The organism is Neobacillus driksii (assembly GCF_013409995.1).
GTDB classification, from domain to species: domain Bacteria; phylum Bacillota; class Bacilli; order Bacillales; family Cytobacillaceae; genus Neobacillus; species Neobacillus driksii.
The window spans coordinates 418881-438137 of the sequence record NZ_JACCBX010000003.1; the positions used below are offsets into that span (position 1 = coordinate 418881).

22 protein-coding genes and 1 riboswitch are annotated in these 19257 nt (G+C 37.5%); of the genes, 6 read left to right on the forward strand and 16 right to left on the reverse strand.

The genetic code is table 11. The features are described 5' to 3' along the window. Window positions 1–145 precede the first annotated feature (145 nt). Window positions 146–982, reverse strand: coding sequence for a lipoate--protein ligase family protein (locus tag F4694_RS08395; RefSeq protein ID WP_179596759.1), 837 nt, complete (start codon window positions 980–982; stop codon window positions 146–148). Between the two features lie 181 nt (window positions 983–1163). Between F4694_RS08395 and F4694_RS08400 the strand changes: the two genes are divergently transcribed. After that, window positions 1164–1547: a rhodanese-like domain-containing protein gene (locus F4694_RS08400; protein WP_179596761.1), complete on the forward strand. Its 384-nt coding sequence runs from the start codon at window positions 1164–1166 to the stop codon at window positions 1545–1547. Between the two features lie 296 nt (window positions 1548–1843). Here F4694_RS08400 and gcvPB read toward each other — a convergent pair whose 3' ends face one another. Genes gcvPB through gcvT form a run of 3 tightly spaced genes read right to left on the reverse strand, consistent with a single transcriptional unit; the run spans window position 1844 to window position 5768 of the window. Next, window positions 1844–3304 carry an aminomethyl-transferring glycine dehydrogenase subunit GcvPB gene (gene gcvPB / locus F4694_RS08405; protein WP_179596763.1) on the reverse strand — a complete coding sequence of 487 codons (1461 nt, stop codon included), beginning with the start codon at window positions 3302–3304 and terminating at the stop codon, window positions 1844–1846. Beyond that, window positions 3297–4643, reverse strand: coding sequence for an aminomethyl-transferring glycine dehydrogenase subunit GcvPA (gcvPA, locus tag F4694_RS08410; RefSeq protein ID WP_179596765.1), 1347 nt, complete (start codon window positions 4641–4643; stop codon window positions 3297–3299). The genes gcvPB and gcvPA overlap by 8 nt, the downstream gene beginning before the upstream one ends. A 21-nt stretch (window positions 4644–4664) precedes the next feature. Then, on the reverse strand, window positions 4665–5768 hold the full coding sequence (gene gcvT, locus F4694_RS08415; protein WP_179596767.1) for a glycine cleavage system aminomethyltransferase GcvT: 1104 nt from the start codon (window positions 5766–5768) through the stop codon (window positions 4665–4667). Window positions 5769–5955: 187 nt separating this feature from the next. Next, a riboswitch (glycine riboswitch) is annotated at window positions 5956–6044 on the reverse strand. Window positions 6045–6199: 155 nt separating this feature from the next. On the opposite strand from gcvT, the gene F4694_RS08420 reads away from it, so the two are divergent. Beyond that, a complete protein-coding gene (locus tag F4694_RS08420; RefSeq protein ID WP_179596768.1) occupies window positions 6200–7888 on the forward strand; it encodes a DEAD/DEAH box helicase in 1689 nt (562 codons plus the stop codon). Continuing rightward, window positions 7866–8657, forward strand: coding sequence for a YqhG family protein (locus F4694_RS08425; RefSeq protein ID WP_179596769.1), 792 nt, complete (start codon window positions 7866–7868; stop codon window positions 8655–8657). Before F4694_RS08420 ends, F4694_RS08425 begins: the two co-directional genes overlap by 23 nt. A 33-nt stretch (window positions 8658–8690) precedes the next feature. Here F4694_RS08425 and F4694_RS08430 read toward each other — a convergent pair whose 3' ends face one another. The 8 genes from F4694_RS08430 to comGA all read right to left on the reverse strand — a co-directional run bounded on the left by F4694_RS08430 (window position 8691) and on the right by comGA (window position 12972). Beyond that, window positions 8691–8879: a YqzE family protein gene (locus F4694_RS08430; RefSeq protein ID WP_063251304.1), complete on the reverse strand. Its 189-nt coding sequence runs from the start codon at window positions 8877–8879 to the stop codon at window positions 8691–8693. Between the two features lie 68 nt (window positions 8880–8947). Further along, window positions 8948–9346, reverse strand: a complete 399-nt coding sequence (gene comGG / locus F4694_RS08435) for a competence type IV pilus minor pilin ComGG (protein ID WP_218895563.1) — start codon at window positions 9344–9346, stop codon at window positions 8948–8950. Further along, window positions 9328–9804 (reverse strand): competence type IV pilus minor pilin ComGF, encoded by a 477-nt coding sequence (gene comGF, locus F4694_RS08440; protein WP_257029175.1) that lies wholly within the window; start codon window positions 9802–9804, stop codon window positions 9328–9330. The genes comGG and comGF overlap by 19 nt, the downstream gene beginning before the upstream one ends. Beyond that, window positions 9752–10090 carry a hypothetical protein gene (locus F4694_RS08445; protein WP_179596771.1) on the reverse strand — a complete coding sequence of 113 codons (339 nt, stop codon included), beginning with the start codon at window positions 10088–10090 and terminating at the stop codon, window positions 9752–9754. Before F4694_RS08445 ends, comGF begins: the two co-directional genes overlap by 53 nt. Then, a complete protein-coding gene (gene comGD, locus F4694_RS08450; RefSeq protein ID WP_179596773.1) occupies window positions 10074–10508 on the reverse strand; it encodes a competence type IV pilus minor pilin ComGD in 435 nt (144 codons plus the stop codon). Before comGD ends, F4694_RS08445 begins: the two co-directional genes overlap by 17 nt. Then, window positions 10508–10816: a competence type IV pilus major pilin ComGC gene (comGC, locus tag F4694_RS08455; protein WP_179596774.1), complete on the reverse strand. Its 309-nt coding sequence runs from the start codon at window positions 10814–10816 to the stop codon at window positions 10508–10510. The genes comGD and comGC overlap by 1 nt, the downstream gene beginning before the upstream one ends. Before the next feature lie 52 nt (window positions 10817–10868). After that, window positions 10869–11900 (reverse strand): competence type IV pilus assembly protein ComGB, encoded by a 1032-nt coding sequence (gene comGB / locus F4694_RS08460; protein ID WP_179596776.1) that lies wholly within the window; start codon window positions 11898–11900, stop codon window positions 10869–10871. Then, a complete protein-coding gene (comGA, locus tag F4694_RS08465) occupies window positions 11887–12972 on the reverse strand; it encodes a competence type IV pilus ATPase ComGA (RefSeq protein WP_179596778.1) in 1086 nt (361 codons plus the stop codon). Before comGA ends, comGB begins: the two co-directional genes overlap by 14 nt. A 289-nt stretch (window positions 12973–13261) precedes the next feature. Between comGA and F4694_RS08470 the strand changes: the two genes are divergently transcribed. Next, window positions 13262–13957, forward strand: coding sequence for a helix-turn-helix transcriptional regulator (locus F4694_RS08470; RefSeq protein WP_179596780.1), 696 nt, complete (start codon window positions 13262–13264; stop codon window positions 13955–13957). An 80-nt stretch (window positions 13958–14037) separates the two neighbouring features. Beyond that, a complete protein-coding gene (locus F4694_RS08475) occupies window positions 14038–14286 on the forward strand; it encodes a DUF2626 domain-containing protein (protein WP_179596782.1) in 249 nt (82 codons plus the stop codon). A gap of 48 nt (window positions 14287–14334) precedes the next feature. Here the strand turns inward: F4694_RS08475 and F4694_RS08480 are convergent, their stop codons facing one another. Then, window positions 14335–15420: a class I SAM-dependent methyltransferase gene (locus F4694_RS08480; RefSeq protein WP_179596784.1), complete on the reverse strand. Its 1086-nt coding sequence runs from the start codon at window positions 15418–15420 to the stop codon at window positions 14335–14337. Window positions 15421–15617: 197 nt separating this feature from the next. Then, a complete protein-coding gene (locus F4694_RS08485; RefSeq protein WP_179596786.1) occupies window positions 15618–16253 on the reverse strand; it encodes an MBL fold metallo-hydrolase in 636 nt (211 codons plus the stop codon). A 194-nt stretch (window positions 16254–16447) separates the two neighbouring features. Between F4694_RS08485 and F4694_RS08490 the strand changes: the two genes are divergently transcribed. Beyond that, window positions 16448–16624 carry a DUF2759 domain-containing protein gene (locus F4694_RS08490; protein ID WP_179596788.1) on the forward strand — a complete coding sequence of 59 codons (177 nt, stop codon included), beginning with the start codon at window positions 16448–16450 and terminating at the stop codon, window positions 16622–16624. 38 nt (window positions 16625–16662) lie between these two features. Here the strand turns inward: F4694_RS08490 and F4694_RS08495 are convergent, their stop codons facing one another. Then, window positions 16663–17805, reverse strand: coding sequence for a YqgU-like beta propeller domain-containing protein (locus F4694_RS08495; protein ID WP_179596790.1), 1143 nt, complete (start codon window positions 17803–17805; stop codon window positions 16663–16665). A gap of 191 nt (window positions 17806–17996) precedes the next feature. Continuing rightward, window positions 17997–19184, reverse strand: coding sequence for a M14 family metallopeptidase (locus tag F4694_RS08500; protein WP_179596792.1), 1188 nt, complete (start codon window positions 19182–19184; stop codon window positions 17997–17999). Window positions 19185–19257 lie beyond the last annotated feature (73 nt).

A 19257-nucleotide genomic window follows, 5' to 3' on the forward strand; every position in this document is an offset into this window, starting at 1 on the left:
GCCCGTTTTCTCCTATTACTAACTTTTTGGGGCTTCATGAACTTTTCATGAGACCTGTTCTCTCCGATTACTATCGTTTTTGGGTTTCATGAACCCTTCATAAGAACCGTTCTCTCCATTTACTATCCTTTTTGGGCTTCATGAACTATCTTTTGAAGTTCCACTCATCACTTTCATATCGGTCTTTAGCAATTTTATTGACATAGGCAAGTTCTTCTTCGGTTAATTGATAGGGTTGTAGCTCAATATTTAGTCCCTCTGCAAAGCCTTTATAGAAAGCTACTTTTGCTTCTTCTAATGTAATTCTTCTAGAACTGATTTCATTAATTGCCACTGCCTTATTTTTAAAAGCAGATTTCATCCTATCCTTTACTCTCTCACTAGGATATTTAAATAAACTAAACAGCTTATCCTCATCTAAATCCAATAAAATTGAACCATGCTGAAGGATTACTCCCTTTTGGCGGGTTTGTGCACTTCCTGCTACCTTACGACCTTCGACCACAAGTTCATACCAGCTAGGTGCATCAAAACATACTGCTGAACGAGGATTCTTCAGTGCACTTCGCTCCTCATCTGTTCTAGGGACCGCAAAATAAGCTTCTAATCCCAGCTGATGAAATCCTTTTAAAATTCCTTCTGATATAACACGATATGCCTCTGTTACCGTTTTAGGCATTTCTGGGTGATCTTCCGAAACAATCACACTATATGTAAGTTCGTGCTCGTGGAGAACGCCACGGCCGCCTGTTGGTCTACGAACGAACCCTAATCCATGGGCTTTTACTGCCTCTAGGTCGATTTCCTTTTCAACCTTTTGGAAATATCCAATTGATAGAGTCGCTGGATCCCAGCCGTAGAAGCGGATAACGGGCGGAAATTTCCCTTCACTATGCCAATCAAGTAATGCCTCGTCCAACGCCATGTTAAAGGATGGAGAACAATTTCCAGAATCTATAAAACGCCAAACCTCTTTGTTCATATAAAAACCTCATCTTTATGTAGTTTACTCTTATTTTAGTCTACCAAAATCTGAAATGAATTCAAAACCAGATGTTTTAGGCATAATGAATTTGAAGTTTTTTGTCGTTTATTCTTTATCTTTCCGTGATTGGCTTATATAATAAAACATAGTGTACCATGCTTGAAAGGAGCAATCGAAATTGAATTCACTTTATGTCCTACTTATCATCATCGTGGCAGTTGCGGCCTATTCCGTTTTCACCTATTTTTATCAAAAAAGGATTGTTAAAACGGTAATGGAAGAGGAGTTTCGTGCCGGTTATCGAAAAGCACAATTAATCGATGTTCGTGAACCGAACGAATTCGAAGCAGGTCATATACTAGGAGCCCGTAATATTCCAATGTCACAAATGAGAATGCGAATGAAGGAGCTTCGTCCGGATTTACCTGTTTATTTATATGACCAAAATGGCATGCGCAGCGCCCGTGCCGCACAATTCTTGCACCGAAAAGGTTACAAGGATCTTACCCAGCTTCAAGGCGGGTTTAAAAAATGGTCTGGTAAAGTAAAAACAAAGAAATAAAATGTTGTGGACTTTCCATATTGGAAGTCCTTTTTTTTGATCTGATTGTTCCCCTAATTCCATCCCTCGTGATTTATGGGCACAATACCACTTGGATTGTTCCCTTATTTTCATCCTGTGTAATTTACCGGCACAATTCTCCCTTGATTGTTCCCTTTTTTTCGCCCCCCATGATTTACGGGAACAATACCCCCTAAATTGTTCCTCTATTTCCGTTCCCAGTAATTTTTCGGCACAATTCCACTTCCCTAAAACCAAAAGGTCAGATTCAGCAAACTGAATCTGACCTAAAATCTTTAAGCCTTTTGGTATTTTAAGATTGGTTTACGCGCAGCGGTAGCTTCATCCATACGGCCTACTACAGTGGTATGCGGCGCTTCTTGAACGATTTCTGGATTCTCCTCAGCCTCTTTTGCAATTTGGATCATGATGTCAACGAATGAATCTAGCGTTTCTTTTGATTCTGTTTCAGTTGGCTCAATCATAATACATTCTTCAACATTTAATGGGAAGTAGATGGTTGGCGGATGGTAGCCAAAATCAAGCAGGCGTTTTGCAATATCCAAAGTACGGACACCTAATTTCTTCTGTCTTCTTCCGCTTAAAACAAATTCATGTTTGCAATGCTTATCAAATGGAAGATCATAATATTCAGCAAGTCTTCTCATCATATAATTTGCATTTAATACAGCATATTCAGTTACCGCTTTTAAGCCATCTGGTCCCATTGAACGAATGTAAGTGTAGGCACGAACATTGATACCAAAGTTACCATAGTAAGGCTTCACGCGCCCGATTGATTGCGGACGATCATAATCAAATACAAACTCTTCACCGCGCTTCGTAATCACAGGTTTCGGTAAAAACGGAATAAGGTCTGCTTTTACACCAACAGGACCTGAACCTGGCCCTCCGCCACCATGTGGACCCGTAAAGGTTTTATGAAGATTTAAGTGAACCACATCAAATCCCATATCCCCTGGTCTAGCTTTTGATAGTACCGCATTTAAGTTTGCACCATCGTAATAAAGCTTACCACCAGCGGCATGAACAATTTCAGCCATTTCTACAATGTTTTCCTCAAAAAGTCCAAGGGTATTTGGGTTCGTTAACATTAAAGCAGCTGTATCTTCCCCAACTACTCTTCTTAAATCGTCAAGGTCAACAAGACCATTCTCATTTGATTTTACAGTGATCGTTTCTAGGCCAGCAACGGTTGCAGAAGCAGGGTTTGTTCCATGTGCAGAATCCGGAACGATAACCTTTGTACGCTTCAAATCCCCATTTGCTTCATGGTAAGCACGAATCATCATCAATCCAGTCCATTCACCATGAGCACCAGCAGCTGGCTGTAAAGTCACTTCGTCCATTCCTGTAATCTCAATTAAATGCTCCTGCAAATCATACAACAGTTCAAGTGCACCCTGTACAGAGCTTTCATCTTGAAGTGGATGAACATGAGCAAATCCGTTAAAACGGGCCACATTTTCGTTAATTTTTGGATTGTATTTCATTGTACATGAGCCTAATGGGTAGAAACCTGAATCCACCCCATGGTTTCTTCTAGATAGCGCAGTGTAATGACGCATAATATCAAGCTCAGAAACCTCAGGAAGCCCTGGCTCCTCACTGCGTAAATATCCTTCAGGAAGAAGGCCTTCAAGGTCTAATTCGGGAACATCCATTTCCGGGAGGCTATAGCCAATTCTGCCTGGTGTACTTAGTTCAAAAATGAGTGCCTGATCTTGGTTATGCATGCAAATCCCCCACTTCTTTCACAAGAGTATCGATTTCTTCCTTCGATCTTTGCTCTGTTACAGCAATCAGCATATGGTTAGCAAGTTCTGGATAGTCACGCCCTAAATCGTAACCGCCAATGATTCCTTTTTGTAACAAGGCTTGGTTGATCTCTTTCACTGGTGTGTTTAATTTAACAACAAATTCATTGAAGGAGTGTCCTTCGTAAACAACTTCAATGCCTGCAGCTTTAAATGCATTTTTTGCATAATGCGCCTTCTGTAAGTTAGCAGCTGCGATTTCACGTACACCCTTTTTACCAAGGGCTGTCATAGCAACCGACGCAGCCAAAGCATTTAACGCCTGGTTCGAACAAATATTAGATGTCGCTTTATCACGACGGATGTGCTGTTCACGGGCCTGTAGTGTTAAAACAAATCCACGGCGTCCTTGATCATCTGTAGTCTGACCGACAAGTCGTCCAGGTACCTTACGCATTAACTTATTCGTTACTGCAAAATAACCGCAATGTGGTCCTCCAAATGCAGTAGGAATTCCAAACGGCTGGGCGTCACCAATCACAATGTCAGCACCAAACTTACCTGGAGGTGTTAATACTCCAAGAGAAAGCGGGTTTGAGGAAACAACAAACAATGACTTGTTGGCGTGAACGATTTCTTCTAGTTCTTTTAATGGCTCAATTCGTCCGAAGAAGTTCGGATATTGAACGATAACTGCTGCTATTTCTTCATTCGCCAAACCTTTTAATGCTTCAATATCTGTAATCCCATTATTAACTGGTACTTCAATTACTTCTATATACTGACCTTTTGCATAGGTTTTAAGAACTTCCTTTGATTCAGGGTGAACTGCACTTGAAACAAGGATTTTCTTCCGTTTTGTATGCCCTGCACTTAACATGGCAGCTTCAGCGAGAGCTGTACCGCCATCGTACATAGATGAGTTCGCAACATCCATACCTGTCAACTCACAAATCATCGTCTGGAACTCAAAAATCGCTTGGAGCTCACCTTGAGAAATTTCAGGTTGATATGGTGTATAAGCTGTATAAAATTCAGAGCGAGAAATAACATGGTCAACGATTACCGGCATATAGTGGTCATAAACTCCTGCTCCTAGAAAGGATACATTTGTTTTTAAATCGGCATTACGAGAAGCTATTTGGAATAGTTCTTTCATCAAAGAAGTCTCAGACTTTGCAGCTTTGATGTTGTATTCACCTTTAAATCTAACCTTTTCTGGAATATCGCTGAATAATTCATCAACGGAGTTAACGCCAATTGTTTCGAGCATTGCCTTTTTATCTGCTTCAGTCATAGGTAAATATCGATGTTTCATAAACCTAATCTCCCCTCGTGTTTACTTTTGTCGTTTATAAAAAGGTGTTGGTACTACTTTCGCCTTCAAGCGTTTTCCGCGAATTTCAACCTCAATTTCTGTTTCAAGACCGGCGTATTGGTTTTTAATTAGCACAAGTCCAATATTCTTTTTCAAGGATGGAGATTGCGTTCCCGTTGTCACTTCACCAATTAGTTCCTCACCTTTATAGACAGGGTAGCCATGACGCGGTATTCCACGGTCAATCATTTCAATTCCAACTAATTTTCTTGTTGCTTCCTGTTCCTTTTGCTGTTTAAGTACTTCTTTACCGATAAAATCGGCTTCTTTATTTAACTTAACTGCAAAGCCGATTCCAGCTTCAAGCGGAGTGATTTCAGGTGACAATTCTTGGCCATAAAGCGCAAGAGTTGCTTCAAATCTGAGAGTATCCCTAGCGCCTAAACCACAAGGAACGATCCCTTCCTCTTGCCCAGCTGATAAAATCGCCTTCCAAAGTTCTACTGCGTCTGACGCATCACAATATATCTCAAAGCCATCCTCACCTGTATAACCAGTTCGTGAGACCAGTGCGTTTTTTCCATTAATCGTTACTTCCTGTTGGAACTTAAAGATACCAATAGTGCTTAGATCAGTATCACCTGCCAGCTTTTGAAGTACTTTTTCAGCCAGCGGTCCTTGAAGCGCCAATTGAGCCATTTTTTCAGACAAATTATCGATCGAAACATTTCCCTCTAAATGGTCCTTAAGCCATTTATAGTCCTTTTCGATATTGGAAGCATTAACAACTAGTAAATAATGATTGTCTTCTATTTTATAAACAAGAAGATCATCAACAGTGCCGCCATTTTCATAGCACATGGCATTATATTGTGCTCCGCCATTTTTAATTTTTGAAATGTCGTTTGTTAACATCTTTTGCAAATAGTTTAGGCTGTCTGGTCCCTTTATTTCAATTTCCCCCATATGCGAAACATCAAATAAACCAGCTTTTGTGCGGACTGCCTCATGTTCTTCCTTGATGCTTGAGAATTGAACAGGCAGCTCCCAGCCTCCAAAGTCAATCGTTTTTCCACCATATTCTTTATACACTTCAAATAGCGGTGTCCGTTTTAATTCAGTCATCAATAATCCCCCTTCAACTAAAGATGTTTTCCTTTGTTGTTCCATAAATTCAGCGCATAAAAAACAAAAAAGGACAGAAACCTCCCTTTAATAAAAAAGAAGGTCTCTGTCCTTGCACCTGAAAGTTTACCTTAGATGGCTTTCCCCTTTGGTGGCTGCTCAATTTAGTCAGCACTCTCCAGAGCTGCGTCAAACAAGAGTTCTTTTGCCTGAGAGATTCACACATTGTGCTTGCTCCTTCGGCGCTACATTTGTAGTCTCTCCCCTTGTCATCATCCGCATTATAATATTTTCACATTCGGGTCATACTAAAATATACATCTGAAAAAAATTTATTTTATTGCAATAATTAAAACATTCAAATCTATTACCATCCTACCATTAAAGCATAAGGTGAGCAATAAATTTTTGTGCATAAAGGAGCTGAAACCATGACTGTTGAAATAGAATTTGATTCCTCCTGGCAGGATGAATTTTTACATAGAATTGATAACGATGGACCATGGGGAAATTGGGACCTTTTCAAACTAGCAGTCGGAGTTGAAAAACATCTTATTATCCCTGAATTTGAAGGCCTCCAAGCGCCTAATCATTTGCCTAATCTGACGCCGCTTCCACATCAACTTGAAACAGCAAAACAAGTTATTGAGAATATGAATGGAAAGGCCATTCTCGCTGATGAAGTTGGGCTTGGAAAAACGATAGAAGCTGGTCTTATTTTAAAAGAATACATGATTCGTGGTCTTGTAAAAAAGGTTCTCATTCTTGTCCCAGCTTCGTTAGTAACCCAATGGGCTTATGAATTGAATAGTAAATTTTTTATACCTGCGATTTCTCAAAGGAAAAGTTATGTATGGGAACAATGCGATGTTGTTGTATCGTCAATTGATACTGCAAAACGTGATCCACACCGGGATATTATCTATAGGCAGGACTACGATTTAATCATTATTGATGAAGCACACAAACTTAAAAATAATAAGACAAAAAACTATGAGTTTGTTCAAAATCTGAAGAAGAAATTTTGTCTGCTTTTAACTGCTACACCCATTCAGAATCGAATTGGGGAAATCTTTAACCTAGTGTCTCTATTAAAACCTGGACATTTAGGCAGTGAAACAGCCTTCTACGATAAATACAAACGCGATGCACGCTCCTTAAATGATAATGAGCATTTAAAAGAGCTCGTTAATAAGGTAATGATTCGAAACAGACGTGCCGATACAGGTATTGAATGGACTAAAAGACATGTTGAGACGATTCCGATTGAATTTACACCCGAGGAAAAGGAATTGTATCAAGCTATCACTGATTTAAAGAGCGAAGGTGATTGGGTCCAAACAAGTGCATTCTCGGTAATGACCTTACAAAGGGAAGCTTGCAGCAGTAGAGAGGCGGTTTTTTATACGCTTAAAAACATGCTTCAGAAAAAAGAAAACCCTACGAAGGAATTTGAAGATCAGATTCAAAATTTAATTTCAAAAGTAGAGGCTGTTCCAAGCAACTCTAAAGCGGAGAAGGCTTTAGAATTGATACAAAAAATAGATGATAAGGTTATTATTTTCACCGAATACAGAGCCACCCAAATGTACCTCCAATGGTATTTAAAACAAAACGGTATATCATCCGTACCGTTCCGCGGGGGCTTTAAACGGGGTAAAAAAGATTGGATGCGCGAGCTTTTTCAAAAGCATGCACAAGTACTTATTGCCACTGAAGCTGGTGGTGAAGGTATTAACCTTCAATTCTGTAACCATATTATTAATTTCGATTTACCGTGGAATCCAATGAGATTGGAGCAAAGAATCGGGAGGATCCATCGTCTTGGGCAAGAAAAGGACGTAATGATCTACAATTTTGCTATCCAGAACACAGTGGAAGAACATATATTAAAGCTTTTATATGAAAAAATTGAACTATTTGAAAAAGTAATAGGTGATTTAGACGATATTTTAACGAAGTTAGACTTTGGAAGTATTGAAGATCATCTAATTGATATTTTTGGACAATCCTGCTCTGAAGGAGAAATGCGGATTAAGATGGAAAACCTTACATCAATGATTGATTTAGCTAAAGATATGCAGAAGGAGGATTCACATGCAGCAGCTGGAAATTCATAACTTTCTGATACGCTATTTTCAGGCTAATGAATGTGAAATAACAGAAAATGGTCCAGGATACTTAACGGTTCAATTAACAATCGAACTCGATAAGGAATTAATGAATCGACCTTTTTATTGGCATTACCTAGAAAAAACGGGCGGGATACCAAATCCGATGAAGCTTACGTTTATTACGAACCCACAAATAGCACCTGAACATATTAAGGGAGAAACCGTTCATTTCGGTTCTCCTCGCCTGCACCAAATTTTTCAATCAACCAAAAAGCTGGCTAGCTATATCAGGCTTTATGAGAATCATCGTAATGGTCAACAGCAAACTCCATTAATGCCTTGGCTTTGTATGAATGTTAAAATCTCTTATCAATGTGACCGGAAAAGGGATATTTATAAATCAATCGGTTTGCAGCTCATTAATGGACAAATGATTGAGGATTTTCATGAACGACTGCAGAAAGTCCAACTGACACCGAAAATACCGGATTATTCGTTTACACTTTCACCGCTGGTTAAGCCAAAAAGCGGAATGTCGAGAATCGAAAACTATCTGAAAGCTGTAATTAATGAGGATGATCATACTTGGGCAGAGGATGCTCGAAGACGCTGGGAACAAGATTTACGTCTTCTTGATCATTTTTACGAGGATGCAGAAGAAGAGAATGAAAGTTATGAAACAGAGAAAAAAGCTCTGCAAGACCAATACGAACCAAAAATAAACATTTCTTTCATTAATGGCGGATTGTTTTATTTAACCGATAATGCTGTGTAAAAGAGTAAAGAAGCAGATTTTGAATCTGCTTCTTTACTCTTTTCTTCTTCTGTTTTTCACTTCGATATAAAATATATAGGGAAGAATCCCGAACCAGCGATACCAAAAAGACGCTCTTGTTTGTTTTCGTTCTTCCCGGAGCCGTTTTCTTTCATCTTTTGGCTGGTCCGCATATTTAACAAGAGTTTGAGTCATATATTTTACATAATCATTCGTTTTCATGGACACACCTGCCTTTATTCATCACTAAAAGTATGTCCGTTTTTTAATTTTTCAAACAACAGGTTTTCTTAATTCATTTCGACCCATTTTATCATTTTTTTTGAAGAAGTATCGAAAAAACCGCGTCCCACCAATGTTTCACCTGTATTCATTCTAAGAGTGAAGTTGATTTTCTGTATAGCTCCAATTGGAATATCCGCTTGAAATACTATGTTCCCATTTAAATAGGTAAAGGTACCTCTGGATGGAATTACACCGCCCGATTGTATCATTTCTTCCACTTTTTTAACCGAAGAATGAAAATAATATTCCTCTTGCAGAATTAAGCTAGTTTCATGAGCCAACTTCCTTTCGGTTGACAGTTGTTCTACACGAAAAGAAAAGAGTAAAAGAAAAAGGATGAGCACCGCTAAAGTTAATGGGTATGTAAATCCTTGCTCGTTATTTCTCATATGACCGGAAACCATTGAATATAGGAATGCACTACCACATAGTATTCTTTCCCCCAAACATCTTTTACGGTAATTTTTACGGAGTTATTAATCCTGCTAAAAGTGACGGAGGATACATTTTGCAGTAACGTCTCGTGTCCCGAAGAATTCACACGTCTTCTTAAGTAACTTCCATATTTCTCGTAGTTAATGCTCTCATTATTATTTGTTAACACCAGCCTCCCTGATACCACCTCGGCCTTTGAGCTAATACGAATTTCTTTTTTAATCTGGCTGCAAAAAACTTCCCATTCCATTTCCTGAAGCCTTCCATTTGAATCCTTATTGTCTAACACAATATGAAGCACAGGGACCATGAAGAATACTATAGTCATAAAAATTGAAAAGGCAAAAAGCACTTCAATGAGTGTAAAGGCTTTTTCATTCTGGCACTTTACAAATCTCTGTTTCTGGCAGGAAGGCAGTTTTATCAACTTTTACACACACCTCCTTTTGTCCAATATCTGACGATTGAATCCAATAAATCTTATATTCTGTTCCATTATCATATATCGAGTAATTTGAGTTTGTTCTATCTTCTGTTAAATTTGAATGGAGTTCTTCAAATAAAAACTGTACAGCCTTTTTATCCCTCACAAGCTGTTGAGACTGATGGGATAATTCCATTAATAACGGCATAAAAAACATGCTCATCATAAACCATGCAGATAATGATAATAAGAGCTCTAGTAAAAAGAATCCATCATTCTTCCATAACATAAAACCGTCCCTTTCCAATCAAAAGAGTTAATATGTAGTTTTTTTGTTGTGTCCGAATATATAATGTACCGAATCTATCTACATTACCATTTGAGTTAAATTTAAATACTAATTGGATCGTTCCTTGGGTCACAGTAATCGTTGGAGAATGGTGTCTTTCAACTAGCTGTTTATTGCCTGTACTGATGAGATACACGTGCTCATGTTCATAGAAGATAACTTTCACTTCCATTTGATTAGCAATAGCATATTGCTGACCATAATATAAGTCCGCTTTTAATTGGGAAATGAACGTCTTATCAGTTGCTGAATAGTATTGTGGCTTTATGCTAAAGGCAGTTATCGAGGAGATGATTAGAAAGATGGAGAGAACAATCAACGATTCTATTAATGTAAATCCCTTTTGATTGAGGAGCATTAGGTTGTTGGCACTGCCGTTACTTTACCTTCTGAATCAATCGTTACATTTTTTGTTCCATTTGGACAACCAGTATCTTTAATTAGATATCCATCCGTAATTAAATTTTCCATTGTTGGCACCTTATTCTTTTCCATTATATAAGACTGCACCTGTGCTTGAACCATTTTCACATAAGCCTCACAGCCTTTGGTATTAATATTAGTATTATGCTTTGCAACATTTGGAATTGTAACAATCAATAAAACTGAGATTACCAGCATTACAATCATCATTTCAACAAGAGTAAAACCCTTTTCATTTTTCATCATCTTTAAATCCTCCATGTAATATATTTTTTGCTAATAAGCTTCCGCTTTTCTATATTCCATCTAATAGCTGGAACATCGGTAATAATATTGCTAAATACATTGATACAACCAGAAACCCAATAAAAAGATAGAGCAATGGCTGAATCATTTTTAAACTCTTTTCAATCCTTTCTTCCATAATCACCATACAGTGCTTACTGAAGAAGAGTAATTCTTGTTCCAATTTTCCATTCTCTTGACCATGTTTAATTATCATCGGGAATTCTTTTTCAAAGAATGGAAAGGAAGCCAGGATAGACTCTAGTTTTTCACCCGTAAACAGCTTCTGTTTAATCACCATTCCCAATTGGCTATAAAATGGCTGTCTGTGATTCTTCTCAAATAAATTTAGTGCTTCAAATACGGAAATACCCCCTGCTAAAAGAAAGCTGAGTTGTACAGAAAAATAATGAGTAAACAACAATTTAAGGATTCTTCCAATAATCGGGATTCTCACTAGAAGTGATCTTTGCCGGAGAATGGAGACTTTTTGAAATACAAAAAAGTAATAAATTGAACCAACTGCCAAAAAGAGCACTAAACCCGCAATAAAGCGAGGAAAATATTGATCAAAGTAATAAAGTACTTTCATAAAGAAATTCGCTTCAAGACTCATAGATTGGAAGAGGCTTGTAAATTTGGGCAGCAATAATTTTTGGACAAACACAAAAAGAAAACCTGTAATAAAGGTAAGTAAAGCTGGATACTGTAATAGTTTCAAAAGCTTTTTCCTATCATTCTCCTTAACTAAGGCTAAATTGCTTCCTTCTAGGAGTGCCTCCACGAAGCTGCCATGCTGTTCCGCAAAATAGACATAACCAGTTAAATCCTTGTGAAACCCGATATTATTTAAAACATCATGAAAGGACATCCCATTTTTCAAATCAGCCAAACATCTGTACATTTCCTCCTTCCGATTTTTTGGTAAATGCAAGATCAGGGATTCGATTGCTTCTGCAATTGGGTAACCGCGTTCCAATAATTCTCCAATCCTTTTTAATAAATTGGCCTGCTCATTAATGGTCCAATTATGGCTCTTCATGCTTATACACCAACCGATCATATTCAGATTCTTGGATATACCCAAGAGCTATCCCTTTTTTTATTACTTCCTTTACTGTCGTGTAACGCGAAATAACACCTTCTCCCTTTGCCTCTTTCATAGTTGCATTAAGGTTTCTCCCTGAAAGCAGTTCAAAAACACTGGCCCTTTTCCATCTTCCATATGAATAACAGAAGGGTGAACACTCTCCTTGGCAAAACGGACATGTTAGCTCTACTAAGCGCTGAGCTGTTACCGCAATTAGAGTTTGTTCTATCTCTAACCAATTAACACCAAACTCATGGAGACGATATACCGCTCCCTTTGCATCCCTTGTATGCATTGTCGACAGCACTAAGTGCCCTGTCAGTGCAGCTCGTACTGCAATCTTAGCTGTCTCCGCATCACGGATTTCTCCCACCATAATAATGTCAGGGTCATGACGAAGAATTGCTTTTAAACCGGCTGCGTATGTCACACCCGCTTTTTCATTTACTTGTATTTGTAAAACAGAATCATAGTTTTTTTCGATGGGATCTTCAAGTGTAATCACGTTACGATGAAAAAGATGGGCGGTTTCATTTAAAAGGGAGTAGAGGGTTGTGGTTTTGCCTGAGCCGGTTGGTCCGGTAAAGATAATTAATCCGTGTGCATGTTTTAGGAGAGCGAGTAGCTTTCTGGTCATACCAGGGAAAAGTGAGAGCTGATGAAAGGGTATTTGTTCTTGTTGAGGCAGCAGTCTGATAACAAGACTTTCTCGATTGTTAGATGGAAGGGTTGAAAGTCTAAGACCCATTAATTTCCCGTCCACCTCACAAAAAATCGAACCGCTTTGAGGGCGTCGTCGTTCACCGATATCCATATTTGCAGTAAATTTAAAATGAGAAATCAACCTGTCGCATTCATCTTTTGGAAGTGATAACCGGGGAATGAGTTTGTTCGTTAAGCGGATTTGAATAAGTGTGTCTTTTTTCCTGGGAACAATGTGAATATCTGTCGCTTGGTTTCTTGCAGCATCTGTGATAATCCTATTGGCTAGTATTTCGATTGCACTTACAATGAGTAACACCACCTTTTATTTTGTCTTGGTAGGAATTCGACGCTATTCTAGCTTTTCCTTTAAGATTCTTCTTTTTTTAAAATATTTCTTTGGTTTTTCACTCCTAAATCTACCGAAAAACAACTCTTGACATACACCTCGTATATACTTTGTGAAATAATTGTATAATACAGGCAATCCAATCATTTGGTAATTGTGAACATTTTCTAAACATATAGTGTTAACATTGTTAACCTCATTCCCATGTTTATATCACTGTATTATAATTGGGGTAAATTATGGGGGTTCGAGGTGAACAGAGATGGAACAAACATTAAAGATCACAAATGTTTTATCAGATCCAACCAGGTACTACATCTATCAATACATCACAAAACGTCATCAAGAAGTGACAGTACAAGAGGTTGCAGAAAATTTTAATATCCATCCGAACGTTGCAAGATTACATTTATCTAAGCTTGAAGATGTTAACATGCTAGCATCTGAAACAAAAAAAACTGGTAAAGGCGGCAGGCCAAGCAGGTTATACCGTTTATCAGACGATGTCATTCAATTACATTTCCCTTTCCGGGATTATATGCTGCTTTCTAAAGTAGCTATCTCTACCATGCTTACATTAGGAGAAGCAGGTAAACAAGCTCTTTACTTAACTGGGAAGCGCTTTGGCACTGAAGTAATTGAACAAGAAATGGCAAAAAGATCCTTCGGTGAAGAAATAGATTTTGATCAAAAGTTGATCATATTAAAAAGCGCAGCCACACTAGCTGGGTTCTATCCGGAATTTGAAGTAAATGGAGATCATACAAAAATCTACTTCCAGATATACAATTGTCCTTTCAAAGAGGTTGCAGAGGAACATGAAAGTGTTTGTGCTATGCATCACGAATTCCTAAAAGGAATGTTTGAAGCTTTATTTAAATCGGTTGAGTTAGTTGAGAAGGAAAATATGATTTCAGGTTGTGAAACTTGCTCTTACCAGGCACTTGTAACAAACTAATTTGAATCTTTATTTACTTTTGAACTCCTTTTCTTTATAATATTGCATGATGGTACCGTAGGGGAAAAGGAGGGATACATATGGATCGCATGTTCAGAGTATTGGGTTTCTGGACGGGTATTTTTACCGTAATGTTCTACCTAGGAGATATGAATAAAACTGCATTACTTTTCCTAGCCCAAACTGGATTCTTTGTTTTGTTAAGCTATCTTAAACTTTCCGAACGTATGTATATGTATGTTTTCGGAGCATATTTGACCGTATTCTTCGCAGGCTTCACTTATTGGACAACATTTATGATGCCGCTTGGTGGAGTTGGAGGACATTAAGAAGTATATCAACACATAAAAAACACCGGAGCTGGTCTCCGGTGTTTTTTAATCGTCAAAAGGATTAATATCAACGATACCTTTCTGCTGAATAATCAGATGAAAAAAAGAACTTATTCCAGATGGCATAATTAAACTCCTGATCGCACGGTTTCGTTTAGCAACCTCTGAAAAAGGATTGGGATCGTAATGGTTTTCTAATTCCTTTAGAATTCCTGCTTTTAATAAAAACTCATCCTGCCTTAGCTTTGAATAAAATACCAACTCTGCTTGCTGACCCTTTTGAATAAGCCAATCAAAATGGATGTGTGTGGTAATATCCATTTCTCCAGGATGCTCCAAAACATCATCAATCATTTGATGCTGATAATATCCTCTTAAGCTTCCCTTCATTCGTGAAGGGTGCATCCAATCTTCATTGGTATAACCATAGTCTGCTGTCACTACAAGTCCCTTCGTTAAGACCTTGGATATATCTCGTACCATCCTTTCCATTAATAAAGGCACTTCTATACGCTGTTTATCTTTTAGTTCCAGCATGCTTTCGTCTAAAAAAGAGTGAATAGCAGGATTCGTTAATATAACCTTCTCTTCGTATAAGTTTTCATTTTTTATTCCTACCATAACCTCGTACAATTGACCGTTCTCTTTCTCTATGACATGAACGGGCAAGGCATCGAATAATTCATTCGAAAAAACCATCCCTTTGAAGGGCTCTAGTTCATCCAGATTGTTTACTTGGATTACATTATGGTGAGGGGGTATTAAGTCATTTTGTAATTTTAGATGATACGGACTGCTTTCTACAATGATGTAATTGATTGGAGCTTTGATGGAATGCTCCCATTCCTGTAAAAAGGCATGGGCAAAACGCCCATTGCCAGCGCCAATTTCGCAAAAAATAGGTTCAAGATCATACTTCTTACAAACACTTGCAAACCATTTAGCAACGATTCGACCATAAATATCGGAAATATTACTGGTAGTGATAAAATCTCCTTGGCTTCCAATTTTCTGTTTACTTTTCATATAGTAACCATATTCCGGATGGTAGAGAACTGCTTCGATGTATTCTGCATAGGAAATTAAGTTCCTTGGTGAGTTTGAAATGAGACTCTTTAAGTACGTTATCATAAAAGCTCCTTCATATAAATTTACACCATTGACACAGTGTAAACTTTATTATATTGTAGTTCTAGTAGCTTAACGATATCCTCTCCCATTTTTAATATGAAAAGAACATCCCCAGAAAAACCCTTCTCGCATGAGAAGGGTTTTTCTATGTACAATCATCATCTAGCTCCCGCGCCTAGGCGCTCCCGCTTTTGATATTAAAACCCATTTAAAAACGGATTACTATCCATCTCTTCCCCTATAGTGGTTATTGGTCCATGTCCTGATAACACAGTTGTTTCCTCAGGTAAAAATAATAATTTTTCATGAATGCTTTTCATTAATAGTTTATGGTTACCACCAGGCAAGTCTGTTCTGCCAATGCTGCCCTTAAATAAAGCATCTCCTGATACAACAAAACCCTCTGTCTCAAAGTAATAGGATACACTTCCTGGAGAATGTCCTGGAGTCTCAAGGATAGAGAAGTTGAAATTACCAATCGTTATGGTTTCCTCTTTTTTAAGGATGTAATCGGCCTTTTTCATTTTGATTGACTCCTGCATTTGAAAAAATTTCGAACCATTTAATGAAGGATCGATGAGCCAATCTTCTTCCTCTTCGTGAATATAAACAGGAATTTTAAAATAATCTCTTATTTCATCAACTGCTCCAATATGGTCGAAATGTGCATGTGTTAAAAAAATTGCAATTGGTTTGAGTTCTCTTTTTGATAACCACTTAATTAGTTTTTTCCCTTCGCTCCCAGGATCAAAAAGCAAACAGGTTTTGTCAGGACTTTCAACGACGTAACAATTTGTTTGTAATACTCCTAACGGGATTTGAGACCATTTCATTTCTGATATACCTCCAACTATTTTTACATTACTATTATTTTACACTATGTAAGCTTCATTGCTAACTTTTTAGCCCTCGACAAATGTTTAAAAAAAATATAAAATAAGAATCGAATGTATATAATATTCTTACATAACTCTTAGAAATGTGTTGGGCTAAGCTCAAGTATTATCTAATAAAGGGGGCTTTATTAATGGGAGTAGTTATTATTTTTTCTTTGGTAGCTTTACTTGCTGCTTATGGTGCATTCACTGCCCTAAAAAATAAAAATTTATTAGGAGCATTTTTTGCAGTAGGCACATTGGCTGTTTTTGGCTGGTTCGCCATCATGACCCTTATTGAAAGTGGATTTCCTACTGGTACACACTAAACTTTTAAAAATTGAAAGACTGCCTGCCGGCAGTCTTTTTATTTTTCTACAAGCTCTATTAATTCTTTTGTTTTGAGATTAATGATTTTCTCAAAACGATTACCAAATAGTGCAGCTTCTCCCGAAGGAGATAGCAGAATGGGTTCATTTTTTAGATTCTGCATAATGACCTTACTGCTGCCGTTATCAATATCAAAGCTTAAAAGCTCAAAACCTTCTCTGTAAGCATCGGCTTCTGTACTTTTTACTGGCTTAAGGGTAATAAATTCCCCTTTAGTTTCATTTAAGTCATTGTAAGGAACCAACCATCCAGAAAAGATGGATAGATGAGGAATGGAAAAAGAATTTAGTTCCTTTTTCTCCTTATTATAAAAAGTATAAGAAGCCTGTAACCGTTGTTCATCCTGGACGGTTACGGTCATTATAATATCATTGTAAGTTGCAAATTGTAGCACATCTGTAAATATTTCTTCCTCTTTCTCATTACTTAAATTTTTCTTCATCAGTGGCGCAAAAAGAGACGGGCTTTCTTCATTCCAATTGAGATAGGCAACTTCTTCTTTTCCTATCCATTTAATAAATGGCTGTGGAAGTGTAAGTTCATTGGTTTTCCTTTGTTCAATGTCTAAAAGCAGCATTTGAAATGTCCAATCTTCTTTAAAAGATGAGATTAGAATCTCAGACTCATTAAATGGGTTCCATTCAAAAGTTAATTCATATGAGGGGATAGATTGTTTAAAGATTTCTGAGCCCTCTTGAGATAGAATGGTAACTTGTCCTTCATAAGTAGAAGGAGATGATTGAATTAGTATATTCTTTTTTGATGGGCTTGCCTGAATAGTGACAATAGGCACTTTACTCTTATAAAATAATTCACTACTCCCTGTTAGAAGATTATATAGATAAACAGACGATGATTGTTCAAGATTTGTAATGTAAAGTAAATGATGATCGGAATACCAGCACCCTACTTTATAAAATTCTCCTTCAGGTATTTTAATTGGAAGTTTCCATGTTTCTTTTGGTTGAGATGGCGGGACATTTTGCTTGTCATTTTCTTCAGAAGGGTTGGACTTGGCATCTTGTGGATTCGCACAAGCACTAAAAATAGAGGCAAAAACGAGCAAAAATAAAAATTGATAAATAAATTTTATGATAATATTACGTTTGCAATGGCTCATTTTCCCCCTCCCTCCCTTTTTCTTCACATTAATTAGTACGTTTATTTTACAGAAATGTTTCAATAATTACAGAACATTCCATAAATAAGAAAAAAGTCGCATATTTACGACTTTTTCTTAGTAACAAAACCGTACACAACAATTTATTTTAATTCGATTGAAATCATTTTACAAGCCGTGTAGACAAGTATTTACAAATAAAGTGAAGCAAGAAATATCCCCTCTACCTTTTTAAGAATGTCATGAAATTGTGATAAAGGCAATGGATTTATTCCCCTTCCCAATTCAATTGTAAATCCAGGGCGTTTATATTCTTGAATATACCAATCCTTAAATCCCGCATGACTATCGACATTTCGAACCGCCTTATATCCACTCACTCGTTCAAATTCTGTTGCTAAGATTTCGGATTCAGGTGGTTCAAATCCTTCATACCCCCAATAAAACTCCTCTCCTTGAGTATGAAAGGCAAGAACTCGATCGAATTGATTGTTCTTTATGAAATCAGCCATAGCTTTTGCTTCTGGTTCTGATAAAGAAGACCTGCCAGGATAATCTCTAGGTGCAGGTGATTTGGGTATCTTTCTCTCCTGCTCAATTTCCCAATTTGCCGGGAATTGATTATTTAAGTCAACCCCTCTAATATTTGCCTTCCAATGAACAAATTCATCACTTCCATCATTGATCTCCATGACCTCTTGGCGGAGATTTGTTGGCGGTCCTTTTAATACTAGGTCTACCCCATCCGGATTTACCATTGGAACAATGGATAATTCTGTTTCGTTATATAAATTTATTGTATTTATACCTCTTAGCGGGCTTCGATTCGTTAAAGAGATAAGGTATTGATTAACAAGGCTCATAACAACCATGGTTGTTATCCATTCATTGGCATGAAAAGAAGCGTTCATATGAACTTTTTTCGCGCCCTTTCCAATTCTGATTTCTTGAATTTGATTACCTAAAACACTTGTACCGATTGTATCTACATTAATAAATGGGTATAGCCTTTTTAGTGTCTTGATTTGCTTGGTTAAGATCCCAGAACCATAAGGCAGTTTCGAACTAACATGATATTGTGTAATACGTTCAGGTAAATATAGGGTGTCCCCTGGTGCTAATTGATTGGGATTTTGCATTTGGTTTAGTACCATTATTGCATCAAGGGATAAATTTTTTGCCTTTCCAATTTTCCATAAAGTATCTTCTTCATTTATGGTGTATGGAACGGAAACATAGCCTGGTATTAATATCTTTGTACCAGTTTTCAAATCGGATTGATTTATGTTCTCGTTTGATTCGACAATGAGTTCAAGTGGAACCTGAAATAATCGACCATAATACGCGCAGGAATCACCTTCCCGGACTCTAACCTCCATATTTCCCCCTCCTTCCATCATAGAAATCATATGACAAAAGGTGGTTGAAAATGAGCAAAACAAAAACCTGCAT

Bases quoted from the DNA above. Each gene is read 5' to 3' on its own strand.
- F4694_RS08395 (WP_179596759.1), bottom strand. From the start codon at position 982: ATGAACAAAGAGGTTTGGCGTTTTATAGATTCTGGAAATTGTTCTCCA.
- gcvPB (WP_179596763.1), bottom strand. From the start codon at position 3,304: ATGCATAACCAAGATCAGGCACTCATTTTTGAACTAAGTACACCAGGC.
- gcvPA (WP_179596765.1), bottom strand. From the start codon at position 4,643: ATGAAACATCGATATTTACCTATGACTGAAGCAGATAAAAAGGCAATG.
- gcvT (WP_179596767.1), bottom strand. From the start codon at position 5,768: ATGACTGAATTAAAACGGACACCGCTATTTGAAGTGTATAAAGAATAT.
- F4694_RS08420 (WP_179596768.1), top strand. From the start codon at position 6,200: ATGACTGTTGAAATAGAATTTGATTCCTCCTGGCAGGATGAATTTTTA.
- F4694_RS08425 (WP_179596769.1), top strand. From the start codon at position 7,866: ATGCAGCAGCTGGAAATTCATAACTTTCTGATACGCTATTTTCAGGCT.
- F4694_RS08430 (WP_063251304.1), bottom strand. From the start codon at position 8,879: ATGAAAACGAATGATTATGTAAAATATATGACTCAAACTCTTGTTAAA.
- comGG (WP_218895563.1), bottom strand. From the start codon at position 9,346: ATGGTTTCCGGTCATATGAGAAATAACGAGCAAGGATTTACATACCCA.
- F4694_RS08445 (WP_179596771.1), bottom strand. From the start codon at position 10,090: ATGTTATGGAAGAATGATGGATTCTTTTTACTAGAGCTCTTATTATCA.
- comGD (WP_179596773.1), bottom strand. From the start codon at position 10,508: ATGCTCCTCAATCAAAAGGGATTTACATTAATAGAATCGTTGATTGTT.
- comGC (WP_179596774.1), bottom strand. From the start codon at position 10,816: ATGAAAAATGAAAAGGGTTTTACTCTTGTTGAAATGATGATTGTAATG.
- comGB (WP_179596776.1), bottom strand. From the start codon at position 11,900: ATGAAGAGCCATAATTGGACCATTAATGAGCAGGCCAATTTATTAAAA.
- F4694_RS08470 (WP_179596780.1), top strand. From the start codon at position 13,262: ATGGAACAAACATTAAAGATCACAAATGTTTTATCAGATCCAACCAGG.
- F4694_RS08475 (WP_179596782.1), top strand. From the start codon at position 14,038: ATGGATCGCATGTTCAGAGTATTGGGTTTCTGGACGGGTATTTTTACC.
- F4694_RS08480 (WP_179596784.1), bottom strand. From the start codon at position 15,420: ATGATAACGTACTTAAAGAGTCTCATTTCAAACTCACCAAGGAACTTA.
- F4694_RS08485 (WP_179596786.1), bottom strand. From the start codon at position 16,253: ATGAAATGGTCTCAAATCCCGTTAGGAGTATTACAAACAAATTGTTAC.
- F4694_RS08490 (WP_179596788.1), top strand. From the start codon at position 16,448: ATGGGAGTAGTTATTATTTTTTCTTTGGTAGCTTTACTTGCTGCTTAT.
- F4694_RS08495 (WP_179596790.1), bottom strand. From the start codon at position 17,805: ATGAGCCATTGCAAACGTAATATTATCATAAAATTTATTTATCAATTT.
- F4694_RS08500 (WP_179596792.1), bottom strand. From the start codon at position 19,184: ATGGAGGTTAGAGTCCGGGAAGGTGATTCCTGCGCGTATTATGGTCGA.